Below are 23,816 nucleotides of genomic sequence, written 5' to 3' on the forward strand. Positions count from 1 at the left end.
CGCACCGGGGAGCCTCGATCCTCGGTACCATCGTGGCCGATGGGCGACGACGAGGCTCCCGATCTCACGGAGGCCGGCGGTCACGACCTGCGTCTGTCGGCCGCCGAGATCTCCGATCCTCAATTCCAAGCGCGCTACGAGCTCGACTCGCTGCTCGGCTCGGGCGGCATGGGCGAGGTGTCGCTGGTGCGCGATCGGCGCCTCCAGCGCGAGATCGCGCTCAAGGTGCTGCGCGCCTCCGCGGCCGCCGATCCCGAGCTGCGCAAGCGCTTCCAGCGCGAGGCGCTCCTCCAGGCGCGCCTCGATCACCCGGCGATCGTTCCGGTCTACGACTACGAGAGCACCGACGATCGCCTGTACTTCACGATGAAGCGCGTCCGCGGTCGCACGCTGCGCGACGTGATCGACGCGATCGCGGAGGGCGACGAGGCGACGCGCGCCGAGTGGGGGCGCGGGCGCTTGCTCTCCGCGTTCGTGCAGGTGTGCCGCGCGATCGACTACGCGCACGCCCACGGCGTGCTGCACCGCGACCTGAAGCCGCAGAACGTGATGCTCGGCGGGTTCGGCGAGGTGCACGTGATCGACTGGGGGATCGCGAAGCACCTCGACCGCGCGAGCAGCGACGCCGACGGAACGCTCGCGACGATCGAGGGCGAGTCGCTCGGCACGATCGGCTACATGGCGCCCGAGCAGATCGTCGGCGACGACGTGACGCCCGCGACCGACGTGTTCTCGCTCGGCGCGATCGTCTTCGAGGTGCTCGGCGGAGGGCCGCTGGTGCCACCGGGATCGCGGAGCGAGCGCGCGACCGCGACGTTGAAGGGCGTCGAGCTCCGGGTGCGCGAGCGCGCGCGCGAGCTCGAGATGCCGCCCGAGCTCGAGGCCGTCGTGCTGCGCGCGACGATGCGCGAGCCGCGCGCTCGATACGGCAGCGCGCGCGAGCTGGCCGAGGCGGTGCAGCGCTACCTGGACGGCGATCGCGATGCCGAGCGACGGCGCGAGCTCGCCGACGAGTGCGTGCGCAAGGCCGAGCGCATGCTGGCGATCCAGGACGAGCGCGCACGCGCGATCGTGCGGCCCGCGGCGGTGAAGGAGCTGGCGCGCGCGCTGGCGCTCGACCCCTCGCACGACGTCGCGAGCGCGCTGCTCGGCCGCTCACTGCTCGAGCCGCCCGCCGAGGTGCCCGCGGAGGCACGCGCGGTGCTCGAGCGCACGCAGGAGGAGTCGGAGCGCGAGGCCGCGCGCACCGGCACGTTCCGCTATCTGCTCTGGCTCTCGTTCGCGCCGTGGTACGCGGCGATGGGCGTGCGCGACTGGGTGACCTTCACGATCATCGTCGCGCTCACCGCCGCGAGCGCGCTGCTGATGGGCCTGGTGTGGAAGGGCAAATTGCCCACGAAAGCGGGGCTTCTCGCGTTCGTGACGAGCACCACCACGCTCGCGATGTTCTCGCGCGCGTTCAGCCCGCTCGTGATCGTCGCGTCGCTCGCGGCGACGAACGTGATGTTCTTCTCGGGCTACGTCGCGCCGCGCGAGCGACGCGCGATCGTCCTCTTCACGTGCCTCGCGATCATGGCGCCCTACGCGCTCGAGATGATCGGCGCGATGCCCGCGTCGTTCACCATCACCGACGAGACGATCGTGATCGTGCCCTGGCTGCTCGGGTACCACCCCACGGGCACGCTCGTGTTCATGATCGCGATGACGCTCACCGCGACCGCGGTGCCCGCGCTCGCCGCAGGTCGCGTGCGCGACGCGCTGACGAAGGCGCAGGAGCGGCTGGCGATCACCGCGTGGCAGCTCGGCGAGCTGGTGCCGAAGCGGAAGGACGAGCGTGGCGAGTGATGCGCGCGGTCGACCGAGCTCCGACCGGGCGATAGGATCAGAGCGTGCTGTCCGAGCTGCGGGTCGCCGGGTTCAAGAGCTACGGGGCCGAGCAGCGTCTCGTGCTCGCCCCGCTCACCGTCCTCATCGGCGCGAACGCGTCGGGCAAGAGCAACCTCATCGAGGCGATGCAGCTCCTCGCCTGGCTCGCACGCTCGCACCGGCTCGGCGACCTCGGCCACGCTCTTCGCGAGAAGGAGCTTCTCGTGCGGGGCCGCGTGCAGGATCTCGCCGCGGAACGTGACGTGACGCTCGGATGCACCGTCGACGATCTCGAGCTCGAGCTCGTGCTGCGGCTCGGCGCCGGTGCGGCGCGCGTCGTCGAAGAGGAGCTTCGCGCGAGTGAGTCGTCCTCGAAGCTGCCGTACTACCGGGTGGAGCGCGCCGCACCGGAGCACGGCAGCGAGCTCGTGGTCGCCTACAACAACTTCGCGAAGGGCCGCAACAAGCCGCAGATCACGTGCGTCGATCAGCAGGCCGTGTTCACGCAGCTCCTCACGCCGGCGCGCTTCGATGCGACGCACGTGAGCTCACAGGCGAAGATCCCGGCTGCGTGCGAGAAGGTCTCCAGGGCGCTGGGGGGGATGGTGTTCCTCGATCCGCAGCCGCGCGCGATGCGCGAGTACAGCTATCTGGACGAGACGACGCTCTACCCCAATGGCTCGAACGTGTCTGCGGTTCTCGCGGACCTTTGTCTCGCGCAAGGTCGGGCTGACGAAGTGCTCGAGTTCGTTCGCGCTCTTCCCGAGCAGGACATCCGCCTCGTCGAGTTCCTGCAGGGGCCGCGGAACGACGTGATGGTCGTGCTCGTGGAGAGCTTCGGCGGCGCCGAGCGGCGCGTCGATGCGACGCTGCTCTCGGATGGAACGCTCCGGGTGCTGGCGGTCGCCGCGGCGGTCCTCTCTGTCGCGGCAGGCTCCGTCGTGGTGATCGAGGAGATCGACAACGGAGTGCACCCCAGCAGAGCCGGCGTGTTGATGGATGCGCTCCACCGAGCGGCGAGCGCTCGAGGAGTCCAGCTCCTGGTGACGACGCACAACCCGGCGCTGCTCGACGCCGTACCTGCGGGTGCGATCGGCGACACGGTCGCGTGCTACCGCGATCCCGAGTCGGGCGAGAGCCGATTGCAGCGCCTCTCCGAGTTGGACGATTTCGTCGCGCTGACCGCGCGTGGTCCGCTCGGGATGCTCGCCACGAGCGGCGCGCTCGATCGGTTCCTGAAGCACCGGCGCACGGCGGAAGAGCGCGAGAAGCAGGGGCAGCAGGTCCTACAGCTCTTCCGTTCGTCGCGATGATCGTCTGCATCGTCGACACGTCGGTCTTCTGTGAGCTCCTGAACGTCCCAGGGCTCGCCTCGCACGACAGCTTGGTCGTGGACGAATTCGAAGCGAAGCAGAGCGAAGGGCATCAGTTCGTGCTCCCGCTCGCGGCGATCATCGAGACGGGGAATCACATCGCGCACGTACCGGACGGTGCGCAGCGTCGCTCGGCTGCAGAGCGGTTCGCGAAGGTCGTGATCGATTCCATCGACGGCAAGACGCCGTTCGCGCCAGCGTCGCAGATGCCGAGCATCGATGACGTCCGAGTCTGGATCGCGCACTTCGTCGACGACGCCACGCGCGGAATGGGCATCGCGGATCGCAGCATCATCAGCCTGTGGGAGACGCTCCGGCGACAGCACCCGAAAGGCCGCGTCTACATCTGGTCGCTCGACGAGCACCTCTCGTCGTACGACACGGAGTAGCTCCGGCTCACTCGTCGTCGACGTCGCTCGCCTTGATGGCGTAGCGCTTCATCAGGCGCTGCACGTAGCGGCGGTTGGTCCCGATCGATCGCGCGGCGCCGCTGACGCTGCCGCCGCTCTTCGTGAGCGCGCGCTCGAGGTACGCGCGCGTGAAGAGCTCTTCCATCTTCTCCTGCGCCTCGGTCAGGGGCAGATCGAGGATCGCGGGATCGAAGGGCGACGACGCGGGCGCGCTGCTCGGGTAGATGGGCTTGGGCGCCCCGAGGCTCTCGACCGCGCCGAGCAACGCGGCGCGCTCCACCGCGTTCCGCAGCTCGCGCACGTTGCCCGGCCACGCCCGCGATGCGAGCCGCGCGACGAACTCCGGCGGCGGCTGCGCGCCGCGCCCGAGCCGCTGCCAGAAGTGCGCGATCAGCATCGGCACGTCCTCCCCGCGCGCGCGCAGCGGAGGCAGGTGCACCGGGACCACCGCGAGGCGGAAGTAGAGATCCTCGCGGAAGCGCCCGCGGTTCACCTCGGCCGCGAGCTCGCGGTGCGTCGCCGCGACCACGCGCACGTCCACGCTGCGCCAGCGGTTCTCGCCGACGCGCTGCACCTGTCGGCTCTCGAGCGCGCGCAGCAGCTTCGGCTGCAGATCGAGCGGCAGCTCCCCGATCTCGTCGAGGAAGAGCGTCCCTCCGTGCGCAGCCTCGAACACGCCGAGGCGATCGCGCACCGCGCCCGAGAACGCGCCGCGCACGTGCCCGAAGAGCTCGCTCTCGACGAGGCTCGGCGCGACCGAGCCGCAGTCGAACGTGACGAACGGCTGATCCGCGCGCGGCGACGCCGCGTGGATCGCCTCGGCCACGAGCTCCTTGCCGGTGCCGGTCTCGCCCTGGATCAGCACCGTCGCGTCGCTCGGCGAGACGCGCTCGAGCAGCGCGAACACGCGCCGCATCTCGACGCTGGTGCCGAGCAGCGCGCCGAAGCGCGTCTTCTCCGAGAGCGCGATGTGCACCGGCTGCTCGATCGGGATCGCGCGGATCGCGGTGTTGCCGACCTGCACGAGCGAGCCCGGCGCGAGGATCGCGGAGAGGATGCGCACCCCCTGCACGAACGTGCCGTTGGTCGATCCGAGGTCGTCGACGCGCACCTCGTGCTGGCGCAGCGTCACCTGGAAGTGGCGGCGCGACACCGAGGGGTCGCTCAGCACGAGATCGTTGTCGCGCGCCGCGCCGACCCGCAGCACGCCGCTCTCGGCGACCGCTTCCTTGCCGAGGTCGGCGCCGCTCACCACCGAGAGGCGCAGGCCGGGGAGCTCGAGCTTCGCCGCGAGCCGTTCGACGATCTGAGTCACTGCGCGCTCAGGGTATCAGCGCCGCGCGCTACGATGGGAGCGTCGATGCAGCGCGCGATCGTGGTGTGTCTGGTGATCGCGGCGGGGTGCGCATCCGCGCCTCCGCCGACCGCCGCGGTGCCGGCGCGCGGCGGCCCCGCGTCGACGCTGATCGAGCGATGGGTCGAGCTCGCGCGCGGCGAGGACGAGCTCGTCGTGGACCTCGCGAGCGAGTGGGTCGCGGCGAACGTGCGCGACCCGCGCATCGCCTCGCTCGACCCGAGCGGCACCGACGTCGCGAGCGGTGCGCCGCGCATCGCGCTCGTCACCGCGCAGATCGACCTCGTCGCGAGCGTGCTCGCGCTCGGGCTCGCCCATGCGCACGACGAGACTCTCGTCGCGCTGGGGCGCCGGCTCGAGGCCCTCGATCCGATCCACGACGACGCCGGCTTCGTCACGGTGCTCGACGCGCTGGGCGAGGTCGCGGACGACCCGCGCTCGCATGCGGCGGTCGAGCGTCTGCCCGAGACGTGGCCCGAGGGCTCGTCGCGCCGTCCTTCGCGCGACGAGCTGGGGCGCGCGGCGGTGTGGCTCGCGCTGCGGTGGCTGGGACTGTGGGACGACCCACGGATGCGCGGCGTCGATCGCAGCGGGGTGTGTATCAGCGGCAATCCTTGGGCGTTCTACGTCTGGACGCCGGCGTCGACGGTCGCGTTCGCGATCGGGATGGGCGCCGAGCCGCGCGTGGTGCTCGATCTCGTCCACGACCGCCTGGTCGCGATGATCGCGCTGGCGCGATCGCTCCCGGCGCCCCCGGACGACGGTGTCACGGCCGATGTCCCCGTCGAGGTGTCCCTCCATTGAGTTTTTTTCGCCGAGAGTCCCAATGGAGGGACCGTCGATTGGGACATCGCACCGCGAAGAGCCCTTCTCTCGCTCGGCGAACGGGCTCTGCGGCGGGGAGTGCCGTTCGCTCGCCCGGCGACAGCCCCTTCCGCGTGGAGAAGCCGCTGGAACGCTCGGCGAACGCCTGCTCTCCGCCGGGGATCCCGTTCGCACGCCCGGCGAACGCCTTCTCCCGGCGCACGATCCCTTCGCGCGCCCGGCGAACGCTCTCTCCCGCCGGAGATCCCGTTCGCACGCCCGGCGAACGCCTTCTGCGGTCGCGGCGCCCGCTCGCTCGCGCGGCGCACGGCGTCGCCGAAGATTCTGCGCGCGTCGTGTCGGGACGCGCCAACCTCGTTCGTCGTTCCTGCGAAGGAGAGACGACGATGAACACGTTCTGGAACACGCTCGCGGTCGAGGACCTGGAGCGCTCGCGCGCCTTCTACACCGGCATCGGCTTCGAGGTGCGCGACATGCCGGGCGGCGCGCCGGGCATCAGCGTGCACGCCGCGGGCGGCATGGTGTGTCTCTTCCGGCGCGAGGTCTTCGCGTCGATGATCCCCGGCGAGCTCTGCGACGCGAAGCGCGCGCAGGAGATCATCCAGAGCATCTCGACCGAGACCCGCGGCGGCGTCGACGAGCTCGTCGCGCGCGTCGAGAAGGCGGGCGGTCGCGTGCTCGGCAAGCCCGGCGCGCAGCCCTGGGGCTACGTCGCGGGGTTCGCGGATCCCGACGGTCACGTCTGGTCGGTGCTCACGTTCGCGAGCGCGTGAAATAGCGCGGCGCCCAGCGCGCGTAAGGACGCGCATGAGCGCCGACGGAACATCGAGCCCGCCCGCGACGCCGGCGGATCCCCGCGACGAGATCGCCGTCTTGCTCGCCCGCCTCCGCGCCGAGCACCACATCGAGGACGCCCGCGACGCGCGCCGCGTCCGCGTCGCGAGCCTCCTCGGCGAGCTGTTCCTGTCGTTCGGGTGGTGGATGTGGCCGTGACGGGCACGCGCGCTCGGCGCGTGGCGCGCTTCACCGGTCCTGCTTCTTCAGCCCGAACGCGCTGATCGCGAGCAGGATCGGGATGGTGCACGCGAGCACGAAGAGGTCGTGCGTCATCAGGCGCGGATCGAGCCCCTTCGTGTACGCGCCGACGCTCGAGTGCATGTAGTACGTCGTCGGCCAGATCGTCCCGATCAGCCGCGCGCCGCCCTCGAGCGTCGAGACCGGCTGGAGCAGGCCGGCGAATTGGATCGTGGGCTGGATCGTGAGGATCGCGGTGATGAACACCGCGGCGACCTGGGTCTTCGTGAACGTCGACGTGACCATTCCGACGCCGGTCGTCACCACGACGTAGAGGAACGTGCAGAGCGTGAGGACGAGGAAGCTGCCTTTGATCGAGACGCCGAACACGATCGCCGCGAGCCCCACGAGGATGAAGTAGTTGATCATCCCGATCGCGACGTAGGGAATCTGTTTCCCCAGCAGGTACTCGATTCGTCTCGTCGGCGTGACGTAGAAGTTGATGATCGAGCCGAGCTCCTTCTCGCGCACGATGCTGACGGTCATCAGGATCGCCGGGATCAGGATCAGCAGCAGCGCCGGCACGCTGGGCACGATCGAGTAGATGCTCTCGAACGTCGGGTTGTACATGTAGCGGCCCTCGATCGACGCGGTGAACCGCGGCGGAGGAGCGCGCATCACGCCCGCCTGGTGCTGCAACATCGTCCGGTGCACGCCGCGCACGTACTGGGCGATCGTCTCGGCGCGGTAGGGCATCGCGCCGTCGACTCGGACGAGGACCTCGGGCTCGGCGCCGCGCCGCACGTCTCGGCCGAACCCCGGAGGGATCTCCACCACGAACGAGACGTCGCCGGACTCGAGCCGGTCGAGGCCGACGTCCTCGGAGGAGACGGGCGGCGTCGTCGTGAAGTACTCGCTCGCACCGGCGAGCTCCTCGAGATACGCGCGGCTCTCGGGTGTCTGGTCGCGATCGAGCGTCGAATAACGAATGTCCTCGACGTCGGTGGTGATGCCGAATCCGAACACGAGCATCAGCAGCGCCGAGCCGACGAACGCGAATGCCAGTCGCACGGGGTCGCGGCGGATCTGGATCGTCTCGTTGCGAGAGTAGGCGAGCATCCGACGGACCGGGAGCGGGACCCACGACTTGCGCGCCGGCGCTGATTGCGACTGCGGTGCTGATTCCGACTGCGCTGTGGCCGGCGCGGAGCGTGATTCCGCGGTCCCTGCGGGCGCTTCCGGCGCGCTGCGGTCGGCCGTGACCGCGATCGCGTCCTCCATGTACCCGATGAACGCGTCCTCGAGGCCGGTCGCGCCGCGCTCCTCGATCAGCTTCTCCGGCGCGTCACACGCGAGGACGCGCCCTGCGTGCATGAGCGAGATGCGATCGCAGTGCATCCCTTCGTTCATGAAGTGCGTCGTCACGAAGATCGTGACTCCGTCCTTGCGCGACAGCTCGACCAAGAGCTCCCAGAAGCTGTCGCGCGCGACGGGATCGACGCCGGACGTCGGCTCGTCGAGGATCAGCAGCTTCGGCTCGTGCAGCACCGCGACGGCGAGCGACAGCCGCTGTCGCAGCCCCATCGGGAGATTGCGCGTCAGCGCATCGAGGTGCGGCGCGAGGCCGAATCGCTCGACGAGATCGTCGATTCGCGCCTTCGCCGCGTCGTCGGGCAGGTGATAGAGGCGCGCGTCGAGGATCAGATTCTGCCGGACGGTCAGCTCTTCGTAGAGCGAGAACGCCTGCGTCATGTAACCGAGGTTGTGCCGGACCTCCATGCTCCCGGCTTCCACGGAGCTGCCGAACACCGTCGCAGTCCCCTCGGTCGGCGGAAGGAGGCCAGTCAACATCTTCATCGTCGTCGACTTGCCGCAGCCGTTCGACCCGAGGAAGCCGAAGATCTCGCCGCGCTCGATCGTCAGCGTGACGTGATCGACGGCGGTGAAGCTCCCGAAGCGGCACGTGAGCCCGTTCGCCTCGATCGCGACCTCTCGCGCGCCGGCGGGGCGCGGCGGGATCACGAGCTTCGTGTGCCCCATGCGCTTCGACTCGGGCAGGAGCGCGATGAAGCACTGCTCGAGATCGGTCGTGCCCGTCCGCTGCATCAGCTCGCCGGGACTGCCCGCGGCGAGCACGCGCCCCGCGTCGATCGCGAAGATCCAGTCCCACCTCTGCGCCTCGTCCATGTACGCCGTCGAGATGACGACGCTCATCTGCGGTCGGCCGGCGCGGATGTCGTCGATCAGCGTCCAGAACTGGCGCCTCGAGAGAGGATCGACGCCCGTCGTGGGCTCGTCGAGGATCAGGAGATCGGGATCGTGGACCAGCGCGCCGCAGAGACCGACCTTCTGCTTCATGCCCCCGGAGAGCTTTCCTGCGGGCCGATCACGGAACGGCGCGAGCCCCGTGGCCTCGAGCAGCTCCGCGATGCGCCCCTTCCGCTCGTCGGCGGCGAGCCCGAACAGCTGCGCCATGAAGTCGACGTTGTCGTAGACGCTCAGCTCCAGATAGAGGTTCTTCCCCAGGCCCTGCGGCATGTACGCGATGCGCGGACCGGCGGAGCGTCGATGGGCGGCCGAGGCGATGTCGCCGCCGAGCACCGTCACCTTGCCCTCCTGGAGGCGCTTGGAGCCGGCGATCAGCGCGAGCAGCGTGGACTTGCCGACTCCGTCCGGCCCCACGACGCCGACCATCAGGCCGCTCGGGATCTCCATCGAGATGTGATCGAGCGCGACGACTCCGCCGTATCGGTGCGTGACGTCCTCGACGATCACGACTGGCCCGACGGCGGTCGCCCCTGCGGTCTCGATGCTCGTGCTCACACGTCCGCTCGTCCGTTGGCCACGAGGCTCCATCGAGCAGATAGGAACGTGAGCCGGCGAGAAGAGCGCCTATTTCGTGACGGCGATCGACTTCCGGAATCGCCGCACGCTGTACACGAAGAACGCGAGCCCGACGCCCGCGACGACTGCGAAGTTCGGCCACACCGCGCCGAGCCCGCCACCGCGATAGACGATCACCTGCGAGAAGCTGACGAAGTGCCTCGTCGGCAGGAGATAGGTCATCGCCTGCAGCCAGTCCGGCTGGCTCTCCACCGGAGTCGAGCCTCCCGAGAGCAGCTGCAGCACGACGACGACGAGGACGATCAGCAGCGCGAATTGCGCCATCGAGCGCGAGATGGTGCCGAGGAAGAGGCCGAGCGCCGTCGCGAAGAACAGATACAGCGCGACGCCGACGAACCACAGCAGGTGCGACCCCGCGAACGGCACGTCGAGCACGGCCTCGACGACGACGAAGAGCGACATCGCCGTCGCGATCAGGATGACGAGCGCGTTGGCCCACACCTTTCCCATCGCGATCTCGAACGCGCTCAGCGGCATGACGAGCAGGTGCTCGAGCGTGCCGTGCTCTCGCTCGCGGATCACGGCCGCCCCCGTCAGGACGATCGTCAGCAGCGTCAATTGATTGATGATCGCGACGACGCTCGTGAACCACGCAGACTCGCTGTTCGGATTGAAGAGCTTCCGAACGATGAGCTCGACCGGCTCTTCCGCGCTTCCCTCGCTGCGCAGCATGAAGCTGGAAATGCGATCATCGATGATGTTGCGGATGTAGCCGGAGCCGATCCCCGCCTGCTGCATCGCCGTCGCGTCGATGTTGAGCTGGATCTCCGGATGTCGTCCTGCCCGGAGGTCCCGCTCGAAGCGCGGCGGGATCGTGACGACGAACATGAACCGCCCTTCGTCCATCGCGTCGGTGACCTCGTCGGCGCGGATCTCGACGGGACGCTGGAACCGGGGCGGATAGAACGCATTGAGCAGCTCGTTCGACAGCGCGGAGTCGTCCTCGTCGACGAACGCGATCGACGCGTTGTTGACCTCGTTCGAGGTGCCAGTCGCCTGCGAATAGACGGTCCACGTGAACGCGTACACGACGAAGAGCACGAGCACCGCGTCGCCGAGCAGGCTGCGCAGCTCCTTGATCCCGAGCCAGGCGATGTTCTGCAGCGAGCGCAACGATCTCCCGTTCGTCGCTCATTTCGCGGTCGCGGGGCGGGTGTCCGACTCGCGCGGGGCCAGCAGATTCCGCTGCAGGAATTCGGGCCACACCGCATCGTCGCGCAGCCGCACGTAGCCGACGCCGCGCACGCCGGTCTTGATCTGCTCCGTGTAGTCGACGACGAGCTCGCGGGGCACCTGGATCTTCACGCGGAACATCAGCTGCTCTCGCTCCGACGCGGTCTCGACCTCGCGCGGAGTGAACTGCGCCTCCGGCGACACGAAGCTCACGTAGCCGGGCGCGACGCGGTCGGGTGCGTAGTCGAGCCTCACCCGCGCCTCGGCGCCGATCTGGACCTCGGCGGCCTGGTTCGCCGGCAGGAAGATCTCCATGTAGACGTCCTCGAGGTTGACCAGCGTCAGCACCGCGCCGCCTGCGCCGAGCACCTCGCCGGGCTCCGCGAGGCGGTAGAGCACGCGGCCCAGCACCGGCGAGGTGAGCGTCGCGTCGTCGATGCGTGATTGGATGACTGCGACGTTCGCGTCGGCGACCTGGACCTGCTGCTCGGCGACCCGCAGGTTCGCGTGCGCCTCGGCGAGCCCCGCGCGGGCCACCCTCAGCGCCGTCGTGCGGACGTCGAGCTCGCGCTGCGATCCCGCGCGCTCCGCGACGAGGTTCTGGGAGCGCTCGACCTCGATGCGCGCGAGCTCGATCTCGCTGTTCCGCCTTGCGATCTCCGCGCTCGCGACCGCCTGCTGCTCGTGCGCCGCCGCGAGGCTCTCGCGCGCCTCGGCCAGCTCCTGCTCGAGCGTGACGGTGTCCATCAGCGCGAGCACCTGACCGCGCCGCACGAGCTCGCCCTCTTCGACGAGGACCGTGCGGACCCGGAGCGGCAATCGCGTCGCGACGTCGACCTCGCGGCTCTCGATCCGGCCGTTGCCCGACGCGATGCCCTCGGGGAGCGCGTCCGCGCGCGAGCGCCAGTATCGAACGGCGAAGAACCCGCCCACGAGCACGACCGCGAGGACCGCGAGCGCCCACCTCCGAGCCTTCTTCTCTCGGAGCTTCGCCTTCATCGTCTGGAGCCTGGATGTCATGGCCAGTCCGCGCCTCCGCCGGCGCGGCTCCGCGCGGGCCGTTCGGTCGGGCGCGCGTCCGGCGCCCGCTCCGTGTCGCGCGCCGGCCTCTCCGGAGTGGCACCCTCCTCGCGCGCGATCTCCCACCCTCCGCCCAGCGCTTTGTAGAGCGCGATCGCGTTCGTCGTATTCGTCGAGAGCGACTCCGTGAGTCGATTCTGCGCTTCGAGGAGGACTCGCGTCGTGTCGACGACACGCATGAAGTCCGTCGCGCCCTCGCGATATTGGATGAGCGCCAGGTTCACCGCGAGCTCGGCTGCGGTGACGGCGCTCGTCGAGAATTGAACCGCTTCTCCCGAGAGCAGGAATCCCACGATGCCGTCCTCGACCTCCTGCGCCGCGACGAGCACGGTGCGCGCGTACTCGAGCAGCGATTGCGCATATCGCGCGTCCTGCACCTCGATGTTCTCGAGGATCTGCGGGTAGTTGAGGAGTGGCCACAAGAGGCTCCCGCCGAACGAATAGAGCAGCGTGCCGGGGCCGAAGACGCGACCGAGCGCGGGCTCCGCGCCCGCGCCGACGACCGCCGACGTCCCGAGGAAGCCCGTGAGCGAGAAGCTCGGATAGAGATCGGCAGTCGCCTCTCCGACCCGATTGCACTGCGCGATCGCGCGCAGCTCGGCAGCGCGGATGTCGGGGCGACGACGGAGCAATTCGGCCGGGACTCCGACTGCCACGCTCTGCGGCGCGCTCGGGATGCCGCGGGACTCTGCGAGGAGTGGCTCGACATATCCACGCGGGCGTCCGAGCAGCGTGCTGAGCGCATTCAGAGCCTGCTGGTGTCCGACGCGTAGCCCCGGGATGGTCGCGCGCGTAGTCTCCAGCAGCGTGGTCGCCTGGGCGACGTCGAGCTCGGACGTCGCGCCGTGTCGGAAGCGAGCGCTCGCGATCTCCTGCGCTTGTTGCTGCAGCGTGGCGTTCGCCTCGGCTTGCTCGATCAGCCGCTCGAACGTGCGCACGAGCACGTAGGAGCGAGCGATCTCCGCGTTCAGCGAGACGATCGCGTCTTGGTAGTCGGCGACCTGCGCGAGGAAGTCGGCGCGCGCCGCGCGCACGCCGCGTCGCTGCCGACCCCAGAGATCGAGCTCCCAGGTCGCGTCGAACCCGAAGAGGTACTGGCCGTAGATGTTGGTCCCTCCGGACCTCGTGATCCCCGCGACGGAGCCGCTCGCGACCGGGCTCGGGTTGCGGGGGAACATCTCCGCGATCGCGACGCCGACCTGGGCCCGCGACTCCTCGATGCGCAGGCGTGCGATCTGGAGCGAGAGATCCTGTCGATAGGCGAGGTCGATCAGCCGATCGAGCGCCGGATCCTCGAAGCTCGTCCACCACGCGACGTCGACGGTCGCGTTCGTCGAGAGCCTCGGATCGCCCGACTCGGTCCAGCTCGATGCGAGCGGGACCTCGGGCCGCGCGTACTCGGGCCCGACCATGCACCCGCTGACGAGCATCCACACCACGAGGACGGCGCGTTTCGCGTCGCGGTCCGCGTGCTTCGCCGTCGGAGGAGCCACTGGTCTGGTCCCATGATCGCGCACGGGTGGAGTCGCCCCGGTGTGGTGGACGGTCAGTCGTTCGCGCGCATCGTGGCGTGCTTCTCCTCGGTACTTAAACCGTGAAGGGAGGCCGAGTAGGTCAGCGAACCGAAGCGCCGATCCGCGGATGTGGCGCGGGCGCCGCGACCACCTCGTGGTCGGGCGCCCGCAGGTGCCGCGTGATCGAGACGAACGCGAGGGTCAGCGGATCGCGCGATAGCGCGTGTCGGTGACGATCGCGCTGACGAGCTCGGGGAACCGATACCCGCTCTCCGCGAACGCCTGCGCGAGCTCGGGCACCCACTCGAGCTGCTCGTCGCTCGTGAGCTCGCGGTGCAAGAGGTGCTCGGCGAGGGTGCGCGCGCTGCACGTCGCCATGCGCTCGATCGTGCCCTCCTGCTCGATCAGCGCGCGCGGCCCGACGTCGATCGCGTTCGCCTCGGTCTCGCTGCGCCACGCGACGACCTGCAGCGTGCCGAGCCACATCTCGCGCTCCATCGGGTGCGAGCTGGTGTCGCGCGTGACGTAGAACTCGTCGCAGAACGCCGAGCACGCGCCCTCGCGGCAATTCGCGCAGGTCTCGCTCCAGCGCGGGAGCTGCGCGACGTTGACGAAGCCGTAGTCGCCGTTGAAGCGCCAGCGGCCCCAGTGCGCGGCCATCGGCTCGAGCCGCTCGTGGCACGACTCGCAGCCGCAGCGCGTCGAGAGGTTCGGATCGCTCGAGCACGGATCGGTCGCGGGCGGGAGGCCTCCGCTCGGCGCCTGGAACGGCTCGCACAGGAACGCGGTGGTGAAGCGGTTCGCGCGCGCGCGATGGCTCGCGAAGCGCAGCAGATACGAGAACGTCGTGAGCACGCCCGCGTGCTCGGGGCTGCGCTCGACCGCGCGCCACTCGGTGTCGCCGAACTCGACCGCGGGCATCGTGGTCGCCATCGAGCCGTCCTCGACGACGCCCGCCGACGCGTAGCGGAAGTAGTGCGCGATCGGGCCGTTCACCTCCGACGTCGTCGTGGTGAACGCGTCGAAGTACGACGCTTCGGGGTCACGCATCACGCGCTCGAAGATCCGCAACGGCTCCTGCTCGAGCGCGCGCGCGATCGTCTGCTCGCTCCCGCCGGTGCCACCGCTCACGCACTGGCGGAGGTTGGGACCGCACCCGCAGCCCGCGTCGCGGACGATGCCGGCGCGGCACGAGGTCGGCGCGCCCGAGGTCGTCGTGAGCCCGGTCGCTGCGGTCTGGGCGTCGAACGCGCACACGCGGATCTCGGTGTCGGGCGCCCAGTACGGACGCACGCGCACCCAGCCGTCGATGCGGCATCCGCTCGTCGCGGCTTCGCAGCGCGCGGCGTTGCGGGGCGCGGGCGCGCCGGAGACGGTGCCGCTGCGATAACCCTCGACGAGCGGCAGCGCGTGGCCCGCGGTGTCGAAGCGCGTGTGCTCGACGTCGACGCAGCTCACCTGGCCGGTGCCGCGGAACGTCGCGGCGGCGTTGCCCGAGTAGTAGACGTTGTTCGCGCCGACGCGCTGCGCGCGCAGGTCGCGGCGGTTGTCGACGAGATCGTCGATCTCGATCAGCGACGACCAGAGGATGCCGCGGTGGTACTCGCGCATCGTCGCGAAGAAGTCGTCGCTGGTGAGCATCGCGGCGAGCACGTCGTCGGGCACGTCGTCGTGGGCGCGGACGGCCTCGTACTCGGCCTCGGTCGGGATGCGACCGCGCAGATCGAGCGAGAGCTGGCGCAAGAGCCGCAGGCGATCGGTGCGCTCGGTGGGCGCGCACTCGACGGGCGACTGCGCGCGCGCGAGCGCCGCGGTCACGAGCGAGAGCGCGAGGGTGAAGAGCACGGAGAGAACGATCGTGGTGCGCATGGTCGTGCCCTCTCGATCAAGCGGCGGGGAAGAGGCTCGTGATCGGATCGACGCGGTAGTCGGTCGCGTCGAGGCCCGCGGCGGCGACGATCGTCGCGGCGACGTGCTCGGGCATCAGCTGCATGCCGTCGTCGGCCTGGGTGCCGCGCTCGGGATCGACGCGGATCAGGCCGAGATCGTCGGGGTTCGTCGCGCCGAACACGCCGGGGCGGAGCCCGCCGCACACCACCATCGACGCCGCGAACCAGTGATCGCGACCGCGGGTGCCGTTGAGGCGCGGGGTGCGCGAGAACTCGCTGAACGCGATGACCGTCGTGCGCGCGAGATCGGGATCGTCCTGGCGCAGATCCTCGATCAGCGCGGACATCGCGGTGAAGCCCTCGGACAGGCGCGTGGGCTGATCGGTCGCCCAGTTCGCGTTGTGCGTGTCGTGCCCGCGCGAGAGGCGCACCATCACGCTGCGCGACAGGCCCGTCTTCACGAGCTGCGCCGCGACCGCCGCCTGCAGGCCCGCGCCGTCGGTCGCGTTCGCCGCGAAGCCGTAGCGCGTGCGCACCTGCTGCATCTCCGCGGAGTCGCCCGCGAAGTCGAAGCGCGACGCGAGGCCCTCGGACTCGAGCCGCTCCATGCGCGCGATCGAGAGGCGCTGCTCCTCGGCGGGATCGCGCCCTTCGTACGCCGCGCCGATGCACGCGCGCGAGTCCTCGCGCGCCGCCGCGAGCAGCGCCTCGATCGCGGTCGGCATACGACGCGCGGGTCCCGAGAGCATCGGCATCACCTCGCGCGGGCGATCGAGCTGCAGCGCGTTCGCCTCCTGCGCGTAGCGGTGGTTGAACGCGGGCAGACCGACCGAGACGAACGGGAGGATCGGCCCCTCGGGCCCGAGCTCGCCGCCGGTCGCGAACACGGTGCCCAGCGAGCTGCCGCGCGGCGCGCTGCCCGCGGGCGACATGAACGTGTTCACGTACGCGCGCCCGGTCGGGTGCGCGACGGTGTTCATGTTGATGCCGCGGAACACGGTCGTGACGTCGGCGTGCGCGCGCATAGGCGCCATCGGCGCGCCCCACAGCACGCGCGCGCCGCCGAGGTTCACCTCGACCGGCTCGCGCATCTCGGCGTCGAGCAGATCGGTGCCGAGCTGGATGCCGGGATACGTGCGCGCGGGATCGCGCGCGTCGGGCCCGAGCAGCACGTCCCAGCCGCCCTCGAAGTAACACGCGACGAGCCGGCGCCCGAGCGGGCGTGGCTGCGCGACGAGGCGCCCGATCGGGCCGAGCGCCGCACCGAACGTCGCGACCGCGCCCATGCCGATCGCGCCGCGGAGGAGATGTCGTCGTCCGAGATGCATCGTCGTCTCCGTCAGTACGTGAGGAAGTCGGGGTGGGTCGCGAGGCCGACGCAGAGCGCTTCCCAGCGCACCGCCTCGACGTCGGCGGCGGTCGCGGTGCGGCTCACGTCGGTCGGCTCGATCGGCGCGTCGAGCAGCTCGAGCCACGGGGTCACGCGCGGATCGTCGTCGGCGATCACCTCGTGCCCGTGGAAGCGCAGGATCAGGCGGCGCAGGTTCGCGCGGCGCGCGTCGGCGTCGGGCGCGTCGACGTCGATGCCGCGCAGGATCGCGCGGGCCTCGTCGTCCACCTCGAGCGCGCGATCCGCGGTGATCGCGGCGCGGCACGTCGCGCGCGCGGCATCGCCCACCAGCGTCTCGAACGCGACCGACATCTGCCGGCCCTCTTCGGTCGTCTGGGTGTAGTCGGGACGCCCGAGCGTCGCGGCCGCGTCCTCGAAGCCCGCCCAGGTCTGCCCCGTCGCGACCTGCAGCGACGCGTGGATCTGCTGCGCCGAGAGCCGCTCGGGCGCGCGCGCCGGCGGGAGCTCGGCGGGGCCGGTCGGATCGCGATCGATGACGTCGCCGGGATCGGGGCCGGGATCGTCGGGCCCGTCGTCGCCGGGATCGGTCCCCGGCGCGCCACACGCGCTCAGGAGCGCGATCAGGAGGTATGCGCGCCACGCATGGGTCGGCGCCGAGGTATGCGTTCTGCTCATGGCATCATCCCTCCCTCGATCCAGCGCTCGACGGTGCGGACCATCTCGGCGGGCGCGGGATCCATCGGGCTCGGCGGCATCTCGCCGCGCACCATCCGCGCGAGCGCCGAGGGCGCGCGCGCGCGGAACGAGTCGTAGGTGTCGAGGCGCACGCGGCTCGGCGCGTCCTCGGCGTGACAGGAGACGCAGTGGGTCGCGACGAAGGGCGCGACGTCGCGCTCGAACGAGAGCGGCGCCGTGTCGATCACCTCGTACGCGATCGTGCGCGTGACCTCTGCGCCGTCGATCTCCGCGCTCGCGACGAGCTCGTGCCAGCCCGCGGCGCCCATCGGGAGCTCGCCCGCGTCGAACGTGGTCGACGCCTCGTCGGCCTCGAACACGACGCTCCCGTCGATCGTCACGCGCGTGGACTCGGCCATCGCGCTGGTCGTGATCACGAGCGCGCGCGCGCCGCTCACGCGGTCGTCGGGGACGAGACCGCTGATCGAGAGCGTGGCGTCGGTCTCGACGCGGCACAGCTCGGTGGCGGCGATCGACCATGCGGCGCCGGTCGCGTCGGCGTGGAGATCGTCGCTCGCGAGCTCGATGCGCGACCACTCGCCGTCACGATCGCGACGCGCGATCATCGTCGGCAGGCGCGCCCAGACGCGACCGCCGCCGATCGTCACGGACGCGGGCGCGCCCTCGTCGAACACGATCTCGCTCGACGCGCTGCCTTCGATCAGGAAGAGCGACTCGTCGCTCACCGCGGCCGCGAGCGCGCCCTCGCGCACCATCGCGAGGCCCGGCGGGATCGCCTCGAGCGCGCGCAGCGCGGGCGCCGCGTCGCTCAGGTCGAGGCGCCACGCGCCCGCATCGTCGGCGAACCACAGCTCGTGGGTCGCGGTGGTGCACGCGCCGCTCGCGAGCGCGAACGGGAACTGCGGCGCGAGCGCGTCGCCCTCGACCGCATAGCGCCAGAACTGACCGCCCTCGCGCGCGTGCAGGCCGTGCTCGGTCGCGACGAAGAACGGACCGGGCACCTCGGGGTCGCCGCACAGCCAGCGCGGCGTGCCGGTCTCCGCGGGCACGTGCACGCGGCGCAGACCGCCGGGCACGGCGCGCTCGATCAGGCCGCTCGCGATCCAGGTCGCGGCGCGCGCGTCGTGCGCGACGAGGTACGTGGGGCGCGCGGCGGGCGCGTAGGGCAGCGCCCACTCGGTGCCGTCCCGCGCGACGACGCGCAGGGCTTCGTCGCTCGCGAGCCACGCGTCGCCCTCGGGGCTCGTGTCGAGCAGCGTCTCGCCCTCGCGCAGCGCGACGCACGCGCCGTCGGGCTCGAGCGCGGGCGCGGCGGCGAGCGAGACGCGGATCGGCTCGGGGTCGGGATCGATCGGACGTGGATCGTCGCGGAGATCACCGCCGAGCTGACCGACGCAGCCGGTGGTGAGGAGCGCGAGGGCGATCGCGTGCCGCATGCGGGGCGCGACATCGCAAGGCGCGATCCAGGCAGGAATACGCGGAATTCGAGCCAATCCGAAGCGATGCGCGACGTGGTGGTCGCAGGCGATCGGGAGCAGCAGGCGAGGGGTGCGACCGAGCGGTCGCAGGCGACGGCGTCGTATGCTCGGCGCATGAGGCGACGCGGGGCGCTCGTCGTGATCGCGATCGTGCTGATCGTCGGCGCGCTCGGCGTGGTCGTGCGCGAGGGGCTCCCGGTCGCAGCGCGCGCGACGTCGACGAGCGCCGCGAGCGCGCCCGCGTCGTCGCCCCCCGAAGCGGCGTCGGTCGCCGAGCCCGCCTCGCCGCCGACGACGACGCCGATGACGACGACGACGCCGCCGACGACGACGCAGCGCGAGGCGGAGCGAGCGCGCGAACGTCGGGAGGTCGAGGTGGTGCGACGCGCGATCGAAGAAGCACGCCGCGCACGGATCGACGAGCTCGCGCGCACGAGCGCGCCGCCGCGCGACGAGGACGACGCGGTGGGCCGCCTCGATCCCGAGTACGTCCGGAGCGCGGTCCGTGAGGTGCTGCCGCTCCTCGGCGAGTGTTACGAGCTCGCGCGCGATGCCGCGCAGCGTGAAGGCGAGGACGATCCCGAGGGACGTCTGGTCACGCGATTCGTGATCGGTGGCGAGCCCGGCGTCGGCGGCGTGATCGAAGAAGCCGAGGTGATGGAGGCGAGCACGCTGCGCGACGCGGTGCTCGAGGAGTGCTTCGTCGAGACGCTGCGGACGATCGAGCTCCCGGCGCCGGAGGCGGGCGGACGGGTGGAGGTGCACTACCCGTTCGCGCTGAGCCCCGAGGACGACGACTGACGGGCCGGCGACGCCCCGCCGCGGACGGCGCGAGGGCCGGGCGCTCGGCCCGGCCCTTCGCGCGCTCGAGCATCACTCGAGCACGATGTCGCCGCCCTCGGGCGGCACGACGATGTAGACCTCGCGCTCGTCGAGATCCGCGACGCCGTTGCCCACGACGATGATCCGCGCGCGGAAGATCTGCGCGGTCTCCGCGGGCGGGCGCACGTCGTTCCAGAAGTCGACGGTGAACTCGACCTCGGTGCCCGGGATCACGCCGTAGAACGTCGTGGTGTCGCGGCTCGAGTACGTGACGCCGGGCATCGCGCCCGAGACGCCACCGGGGCCGTATCCCTCGAGCGGCACGATCGACTCGATGAACGTCGTCGCGTCGAACTCGTCGGGGTTGCCCGCGACGTTCGTGGTGCGCGTCGAGACGTCCTGCGGCGTGCCCGAGACCACGCTGCGGATGCCCTCGATGATCTGGTTCGCGGTCGTCGACGCCGCGCCGGTGTAGACGAGCGGCGCGCCCGCCGAGCTCACGGTGCCGGTCTGCATCGCGAGCGCGCGCAGATCCGCGCCCGCCGCCGTGCCGCCCGTGCCGGTGCCGACGTTCACGCCGATCGCGCGCGCCCCGAGATCGTTGAGCGCGGTGACCGCTTGCGCGAAGGTGTGCGCGGCGCTCGCGACCGGGCCCGCGTACGGCACGCTCCAGCTCGTGCTCGTCGTGGTGCCGTTGTGGAACGGCGCATCGGTCACGGTCACGACGATCGGCAGCGCGCCCGGTCGGAAGCACGGATAGCCGCGCCGCGCGTCGGTCTCGCCCGCGACCGGCGCGCACGTCTTGGCGGCGATCGTGCTCGTGCCGGTGCGGTCGTTCGGATAGCTCAGGCCCATGCCCGTCGCGGTGAGATAGATCGCCTCGGTGCCGCTCTCCGGGATGTCGAAGCCGCCGTTCACGCGCAGCGCGAGCGCCGCGTTCACGCGCGCGAGGTCGCCGGTGATGTCGACGTCGTGGGTGTACGGCGCGTCGTCGCGCGGCAGCGCGACCGAGCAGTAACGCGGCGCGGTGCCCGGGCACGTCGAGCCGGTCGAGAGCGCGCCGCAGAACGCGCTCGAGGTGCAGGGCTCGACGCAGCGGTTGATGCGCGTGTCGCAGACGCTCGTCCCGCTCGCGAGCGCGCGGCAGGTCCCGTTCGACGCGCACGCGATCGGATCGCCGAACGAGTCGACGTAGTAGATCGGCTCCGCTTCCGAGGTGTTGCCGTAGGGCTCGACCGGGAAGTCGTCGTAGTGGCCCACGCCGAACTGCGCGTCGGGCACCAGGCGCGCGACCTCGGTCGCGATGCGCATGAGCGACGAGTTCACGTCGTCGATCGCGGTCTGCATCGAGCCCGTGGTGTCGATCAGGAAGTACACGTCGGCGCGCGCGATCGCGGTCCCGAAGCGCAGCGGCCGCATCTCGTGATCGCCCTCGTAGGGGAGGACCACGAAGAAGTCGCCCTCGGGGATCGTGCTCGTCGCGTCGGTCGGGCTCGTGCCCGAGCCGCGCACTTCGCCGAGATCGCTCACGCCGTCGCCGTCGCTGTCGACCCGCGTCGCGTCGGTGCCGAGCTCGCGCTCCTCGGCGTCGGTGAGGCCGTCGTTGTCGCTGTCGGCGTCGAGGAAGTCGGGCACCGTGTCGCGATCGGTGTCGCGCGGCGGGCACGCGTCGCGGCGCTCCTCGGAGTCGGGCGCGCCGTCGCCGTCGGAGTCGTCGTCCATCGCGTTCGGCGTCGTGTCTCCGTCGCTGTCGGCGCTGCCCTCGAACGCGTCGGGGATGCCGTCGCCGTCGGCGTCGGGGCCGGCGCACGGGCCGGTGGGAGCGCCGGCGTCGTCACCGGTGCCGGCATCGGTGCCGCCGCCCGCGTCGACGACGCCGGGGCCGCTGTCGCGCGTCGGACGCGATGGCGTGGGGTCGTCGCACGCGGTCGCGAGGCACAGCGCAGCGAGCGCGACGAAGGGAACACCACGACCCTCGAGCGGGAGCAAGCGAAGTCCCATGCAGCCCTCCGCGGCGCGCGTCTGGAGCACGCCAGATCGACGAGGATACGTCGACTCGTGCTCCGCGGTGAACATCGCGCACGACTGTCGCCAGGTGGCGCCTGCTATCGTGCGGGCGGATGTTCCGCGCAGCACCACTGTGCACGCTCGTCGGCGCGGCGATGCTCGCGTGCGCGCCCGCGGAGCGCGCGCTCGAGTGGGAGTACGTCGTCCGCGACGCCGATCGCGCCGCGCTCGCGGTCGCGTACGAAGCGCGCGTGCTCGACGAAGGCTGCGACGACGCGACGGTGCGATGGCGCGCGCGCTGGCGCAGCGACGAGAGCGCCAGCGCGCCTCCGATCCTCCCGCCCGGCAGCTACGGCCTCGTGGTGATCGCGCTCGACGAGACCTGTCGACCGGTCGCTGCGGCGTGTCGCGCGATCGATCTGCCACGCGCGCCCGATCAGGTCGTGCGCCTCGAGCTGCTACCCGCCGACGGCAGCGCCTGCGGGATGTGCGACGCGGGCGTGTGCCCCGAGGACGACGATCCTCTCCCCTTCGCGACCTGCGACGCGACGCGCGAGGCGGGCGCGAGCTGCAGCGACGGCCGCGACGACGACTGCGATCGCACCACCGACTGCGGCGACGCCGACTGCCAGGGCACGAGCGCGTGCGCGTGCGAAGAGGGCGGATGCGGCGAGTGCGAGCGCTGCGTCGACGGTCGCTGCATCGCGGTCTCGGACGAGGCCGCGTGCACGACCGCGGCCGGTCCGGGTCGCTGCGTGCGCGGCGCGTGCTGCAACGGATGCGCGCTCGACGACGCGTGCGCGCCGGGCACGTCACCGGGGCTCTGCGGCGTGCCGGGCGGCGAGTGCGTCGCGTGCGGGTGCCCTTCGCTCGACGGCTGCGAGGCGGGCGCGTGCATCGAGCGCGGCAACGCGATCGAGATCGCCGCGGGGCCCGACTACACGTGCGCGCTCGAGAGCTCGGGGCGCGCGCAGTGCTGGGGCGACGGGCGCGCCGGACGCCTCGGCACCGACGCGACGACGATCGAGGAGACGCCCGCGATCGTGCGGTGCACGAACGGATCGACGAGCTGCGAGGACTGGCGCGACCTCTCGCTCGGCACCTCGCACGCGTGCGCGATCCGCGCGAGCAGCGGGCGCGATCGCGTCGCGTGCTGGGGCGGCAACGAGCACCTGCAGCTCGGGCGCGGCGTGGTGTCGGGCACGCCGATCCCGGGGCTCGCGGGCGGTCCGTTCGGCGTGATGGACAGCATGCTGTGGGCGGTCGACGTCGCGGCGGGCGACGCGTTCACGTGCGCGATCGGACGCGACATGGCGGTGACCCCGACCGAAGGGCGCTTGTTCTGCTGGGGCTCGATCGCCGAGGGCCGCCTCGGCGTGATGGCGACCTCGGATCGCGGCAGCCCGACGATCGTGCCGGTGATGGGCGATCCCGATCTCATGGCGGTCGCGGTCGGGCGCGCGCACGGGTGCGTGCTCGCGAGCGACGGCGCGCTCTTCTGTTGGGGCTCCAACGATCACGGACAGGTCGGCACCGGCTCGACCGACGCGACGGTCGCGGTGCCGACGCGCATCACCGGCACGTTCGCCGCGGTCGCCGCGGGCGGCGATCACACCTGCGCGCGCCGGCTCACCGGCACGCCGGTGCGCGAGCGCGTCGAGTGCTGGGGGCGCAACGACGCGGGGCAGCTCGGGCTCGGAGATCGTGGAGATCGCAACCGTCCGGTGCCGCTCGCGGAGTTCCCCAACGGCGCGTACCCGATGGCGCTCGGCAGCGCGCACACGTGCGTGCTCGACACGATGGGGCGCCTCTCGTGCTTCGGTGACGACTCGCGTGGTCAGATCGGCGCCGCGGCGGGCGCGGACACGTCGCTGCCGATGCCGGTGCTCGTCGGGCGGACCTGGAAGTCGGTCGCCGCGGGCGGCGATCACACGTGCGTGGTCGGGATGGGCGGCGAGATCGTCTGCTGGGGCGACAACACGACGGGCGAGTGCGGGCGCGCGCCGATGAGCGCCGCGGTCGAGCCCGGCCGCGTCTGTCTGTGACGCGAGTACCCTCGT

The 23,816-nt window shown here is 71.3% G+C and carries 18 protein-coding genes; 8 read left to right on the forward strand and 10 right to left on the reverse strand.

From position 1 onward, the window contains the following. The first annotated feature begins 39 nt into the window (after positions 1-39). The 3 genes from DB32_RS39825 to DB32_RS39835 are packed head-to-tail and all read left to right on the forward strand — an operon-like array spanning position 40 to position 3,628. The gene (locus tag DB32_RS39825) at positions 40-1,845 is read left to right on the forward strand and encodes a serine/threonine-protein kinase (protein WP_053237887.1); all 1,806 of its coding nucleotides are present in this window, start codon (positions 40-42) and stop codon (positions 1,843-1,845) included. 44 nt (positions 1,846-1,889) lie between these two features. Continuing rightward, on the forward strand, positions 1,890-3,179 hold the full coding sequence (locus DB32_RS39830) for an AAA family ATPase (RefSeq protein WP_053237888.1): 1,290 nt from the start codon (positions 1,890-1,892) through the stop codon (positions 3,177-3,179). After that, positions 3,176-3,628, forward strand: a complete 453-nt coding sequence (locus tag DB32_RS39835) for a hypothetical protein (RefSeq protein WP_053237889.1) — start codon at positions 3,176-3,178, stop codon at positions 3,626-3,628. Before DB32_RS39830 ends, DB32_RS39835 begins: the two co-directional genes overlap by 4 nt. A 7-nt stretch (positions 3,629-3,635) precedes the next feature. Here the strand turns inward: DB32_RS39835 and DB32_RS39840 are convergent, their stop codons facing one another. After that, on the reverse strand, positions 3,636-4,964 hold the full coding sequence (locus DB32_RS39840) for a sigma 54-interacting transcriptional regulator (RefSeq protein ID WP_053237890.1): 1,329 nt from the start codon (positions 4,962-4,964) through the stop codon (positions 3,636-3,638). Positions 4,965-5,009: 45 nt separating this feature from the next. Here DB32_RS39840 and DB32_RS47690 point away from each other — a divergent pair, with 45 nt between their 5' ends. The 3 genes from DB32_RS47690 (at position 5,010) to DB32_RS39855 (ending at position 6,821) form a co-directional block, all read left to right on the forward strand. Next, a complete protein-coding gene (locus tag DB32_RS47690; protein WP_157070148.1) occupies positions 5,010-5,807 on the forward strand; it encodes a hypothetical protein in 798 nt (265 codons plus the stop codon). Positions 5,808-6,214: 407 nt separating this feature from the next. After that, on the forward strand, positions 6,215-6,601 hold the full coding sequence (locus DB32_RS47695; RefSeq protein ID WP_053237892.1) for a VOC family protein: 387 nt from the start codon (positions 6,215-6,217) through the stop codon (positions 6,599-6,601). A gap of 34 nt (positions 6,602-6,635) precedes the next feature. Beyond that, positions 6,636-6,821, forward strand: coding sequence for a hypothetical protein (locus tag DB32_RS39855; protein WP_053237893.1), 186 nt, complete (start codon positions 6,636-6,638; stop codon positions 6,819-6,821). A 30-nt stretch (positions 6,822-6,851) separates the two neighbouring features. On the opposite strand, the gene rbbA is transcribed toward DB32_RS39855, so the two are convergent. The 8 genes from rbbA to DB32_RS39895 form a co-directional block, all read right to left on the reverse strand. Then, on the reverse strand, positions 6,852-9,698 hold the full coding sequence (gene rbbA / locus DB32_RS39860; protein ID WP_083458361.1) for a ribosome-associated ATPase/putative transporter RbbA: 2,847 nt from the start codon (positions 9,696-9,698) through the stop codon (positions 6,852-6,854). Positions 9,699-9,734: 36 nt separating this feature from the next. Then, positions 9,735-10,859 carry an ABC transporter permease gene (locus tag DB32_RS39865; RefSeq protein WP_053237894.1) on the reverse strand — a complete coding sequence of 375 codons (1,125 nt, stop codon included), beginning with the start codon at positions 10,857-10,859 and terminating at the stop codon, positions 9,735-9,737. Positions 10,860-10,877: 18 nt separating this feature from the next. After that, on the reverse strand, positions 10,878-11,918 hold the full coding sequence (locus DB32_RS39870) for an HlyD family secretion protein (protein WP_053237895.1): 1,041 nt from the start codon (positions 11,916-11,918) through the stop codon (positions 10,878-10,880). Positions 11,919-11,935: 17 nt separating this feature from the next. Beyond that, positions 11,936-13,492, reverse strand: coding sequence for an efflux transporter outer membrane subunit (locus tag DB32_RS39875; RefSeq protein WP_053237896.1), 1,557 nt, complete (start codon positions 13,490-13,492; stop codon positions 11,936-11,938). Between the two features lie 222 nt (positions 13,493-13,714). Then, positions 13,715-15,382, reverse strand: a complete 1,668-nt coding sequence (locus tag DB32_RS39880) for a hypothetical protein (protein WP_053237897.1) — start codon at positions 15,380-15,382, stop codon at positions 13,715-13,717. Between the two features lie 16 nt (positions 15,383-15,398). Next, positions 15,399-16,730 (reverse strand): DUF1501 domain-containing protein, encoded by a 1,332-nt coding sequence (locus DB32_RS39885; protein WP_053237898.1) that lies wholly within the window; start codon positions 16,728-16,730, stop codon positions 15,399-15,401. An 11-nt stretch (positions 16,731-16,741) separates the two neighbouring features. Next, a complete protein-coding gene (locus DB32_RS39890) occupies positions 16,742-17,428 on the reverse strand; it encodes a hypothetical protein (protein ID WP_053237899.1) in 687 nt (228 codons plus the stop codon). After that, complete coding sequence (locus DB32_RS39895) at positions 17,425-18,885, reverse strand: hypothetical protein (protein WP_053237900.1); 1,461 nt, start codon at positions 18,883-18,885, stop codon at positions 17,425-17,427. Before DB32_RS39895 ends, DB32_RS39890 begins: the two co-directional genes overlap by 4 nt. Before the next feature lie 156 nt (positions 18,886-19,041). Between DB32_RS39895 and DB32_RS39900 the strand changes: the two genes are divergently transcribed. Then, entirely contained in the window at positions 19,042-19,728 is a 687-nt protein-coding gene (locus tag DB32_RS39900; RefSeq protein WP_157070151.1) for an AgmX/PglI C-terminal domain-containing protein, read from the forward strand. 72 nt (positions 19,729-19,800) lie between these two features. Here DB32_RS39900 and DB32_RS39905 read toward each other — a convergent pair whose 3' ends face one another. Beyond that, positions 19,801-21,750, reverse strand: coding sequence for an EF-hand domain-containing protein (locus DB32_RS39905; RefSeq protein WP_157070153.1), 1,950 nt, complete (start codon positions 21,748-21,750; stop codon positions 19,801-19,803). A gap of 119 nt (positions 21,751-21,869) precedes the next feature. On the opposite strand from DB32_RS39905, the gene DB32_RS39910 reads away from it, so the two are divergent. Beyond that, entirely contained in the window at positions 21,870-23,801 is a 1,932-nt protein-coding gene (locus tag DB32_RS39910) for an RCC1 domain-containing protein (protein WP_053237903.1), read from the forward strand. Positions 23,802-23,816 lie beyond the last annotated feature (15 nt).

The sequence above is a fragment of the Sandaracinus amylolyticus genome (assembly GCF_000737325.1).
Lineage (GTDB): Bacteria > Myxococcota_A > Polyangia > Polyangiales > Sandaracinaceae > Sandaracinus > Sandaracinus amylolyticus.

Excerpts from the sequence above, each read along its gene's own strand:
- DB32_RS39895 (WP_053237900.1), bottom strand. The coding sequence starts at position 18,885 with ATGCGGCACGCGATCGCCCTCGCGCTCCTCACCACCGGCTGCGTCGGT.
- rbbA (WP_083458361.1), bottom strand. The coding sequence starts at position 9,698 with ATGGAGCCTCGTGGCCAACGGACGAGCGGACGTGTGAGCACGAGCATC.
- DB32_RS39880 (WP_053237897.1), bottom strand. The coding sequence starts at position 15,382 with ATGCGCACCACGATCGTTCTCTCCGTGCTCTTCACCCTCGCGCTCTCG.
- DB32_RS47695 (WP_053237892.1), top strand. The coding sequence starts at position 6,215 with ATGAACACGTTCTGGAACACGCTCGCGGTCGAGGACCTGGAGCGCTCG.
- DB32_RS39835 (WP_053237889.1), top strand. The coding sequence starts at position 3,176 with ATGATCGTCTGCATCGTCGACACGTCGGTCTTCTGTGAGCTCCTGAAC.
- DB32_RS39855 (WP_053237893.1), top strand. The coding sequence starts at position 6,636 with ATGAGCGCCGACGGAACATCGAGCCCGCCCGCGACGCCGGCGGATCCC.
- DB32_RS39825 (WP_053237887.1), top strand. The coding sequence starts at position 40 with ATGGGCGACGACGAGGCTCCCGATCTCACGGAGGCCGGCGGTCACGAC.
- DB32_RS39870 (WP_053237895.1), bottom strand. The coding sequence starts at position 11,918 with ATGAAGGCGAAGCTCCGAGAGAAGAAGGCTCGGAGGTGGGCGCTCGCG.
- DB32_RS39885 (WP_053237898.1), bottom strand. The coding sequence starts at position 16,730 with ATGCATCTCGGACGACGACATCTCCTCCGCGGCGCGATCGGCATGGGC.
- DB32_RS47690 (WP_157070148.1), top strand. The coding sequence starts at position 5,010 with ATGCAGCGCGCGATCGTGGTGTGTCTGGTGATCGCGGCGGGGTGCGCA.
- DB32_RS39900 (WP_157070151.1), top strand. The coding sequence starts at position 19,042 with ATGAGGCGACGCGGGGCGCTCGTCGTGATCGCGATCGTGCTGATCGTC.
- DB32_RS39905 (WP_157070153.1), bottom strand. The coding sequence starts at position 21,750 with ATGGGACTTCGCTTGCTCCCGCTCGAGGGTCGTGGTGTTCCCTTCGTC.
- DB32_RS39890 (WP_053237899.1), bottom strand. The coding sequence starts at position 17,428 with ATGAGCAGAACGCATACCTCGGCGCCGACCCATGCGTGGCGCGCATAC.
- DB32_RS39910 (WP_053237903.1), top strand. The coding sequence starts at position 21,870 with ATGTTCCGCGCAGCACCACTGTGCACGCTCGTCGGCGCGGCGATGCTC.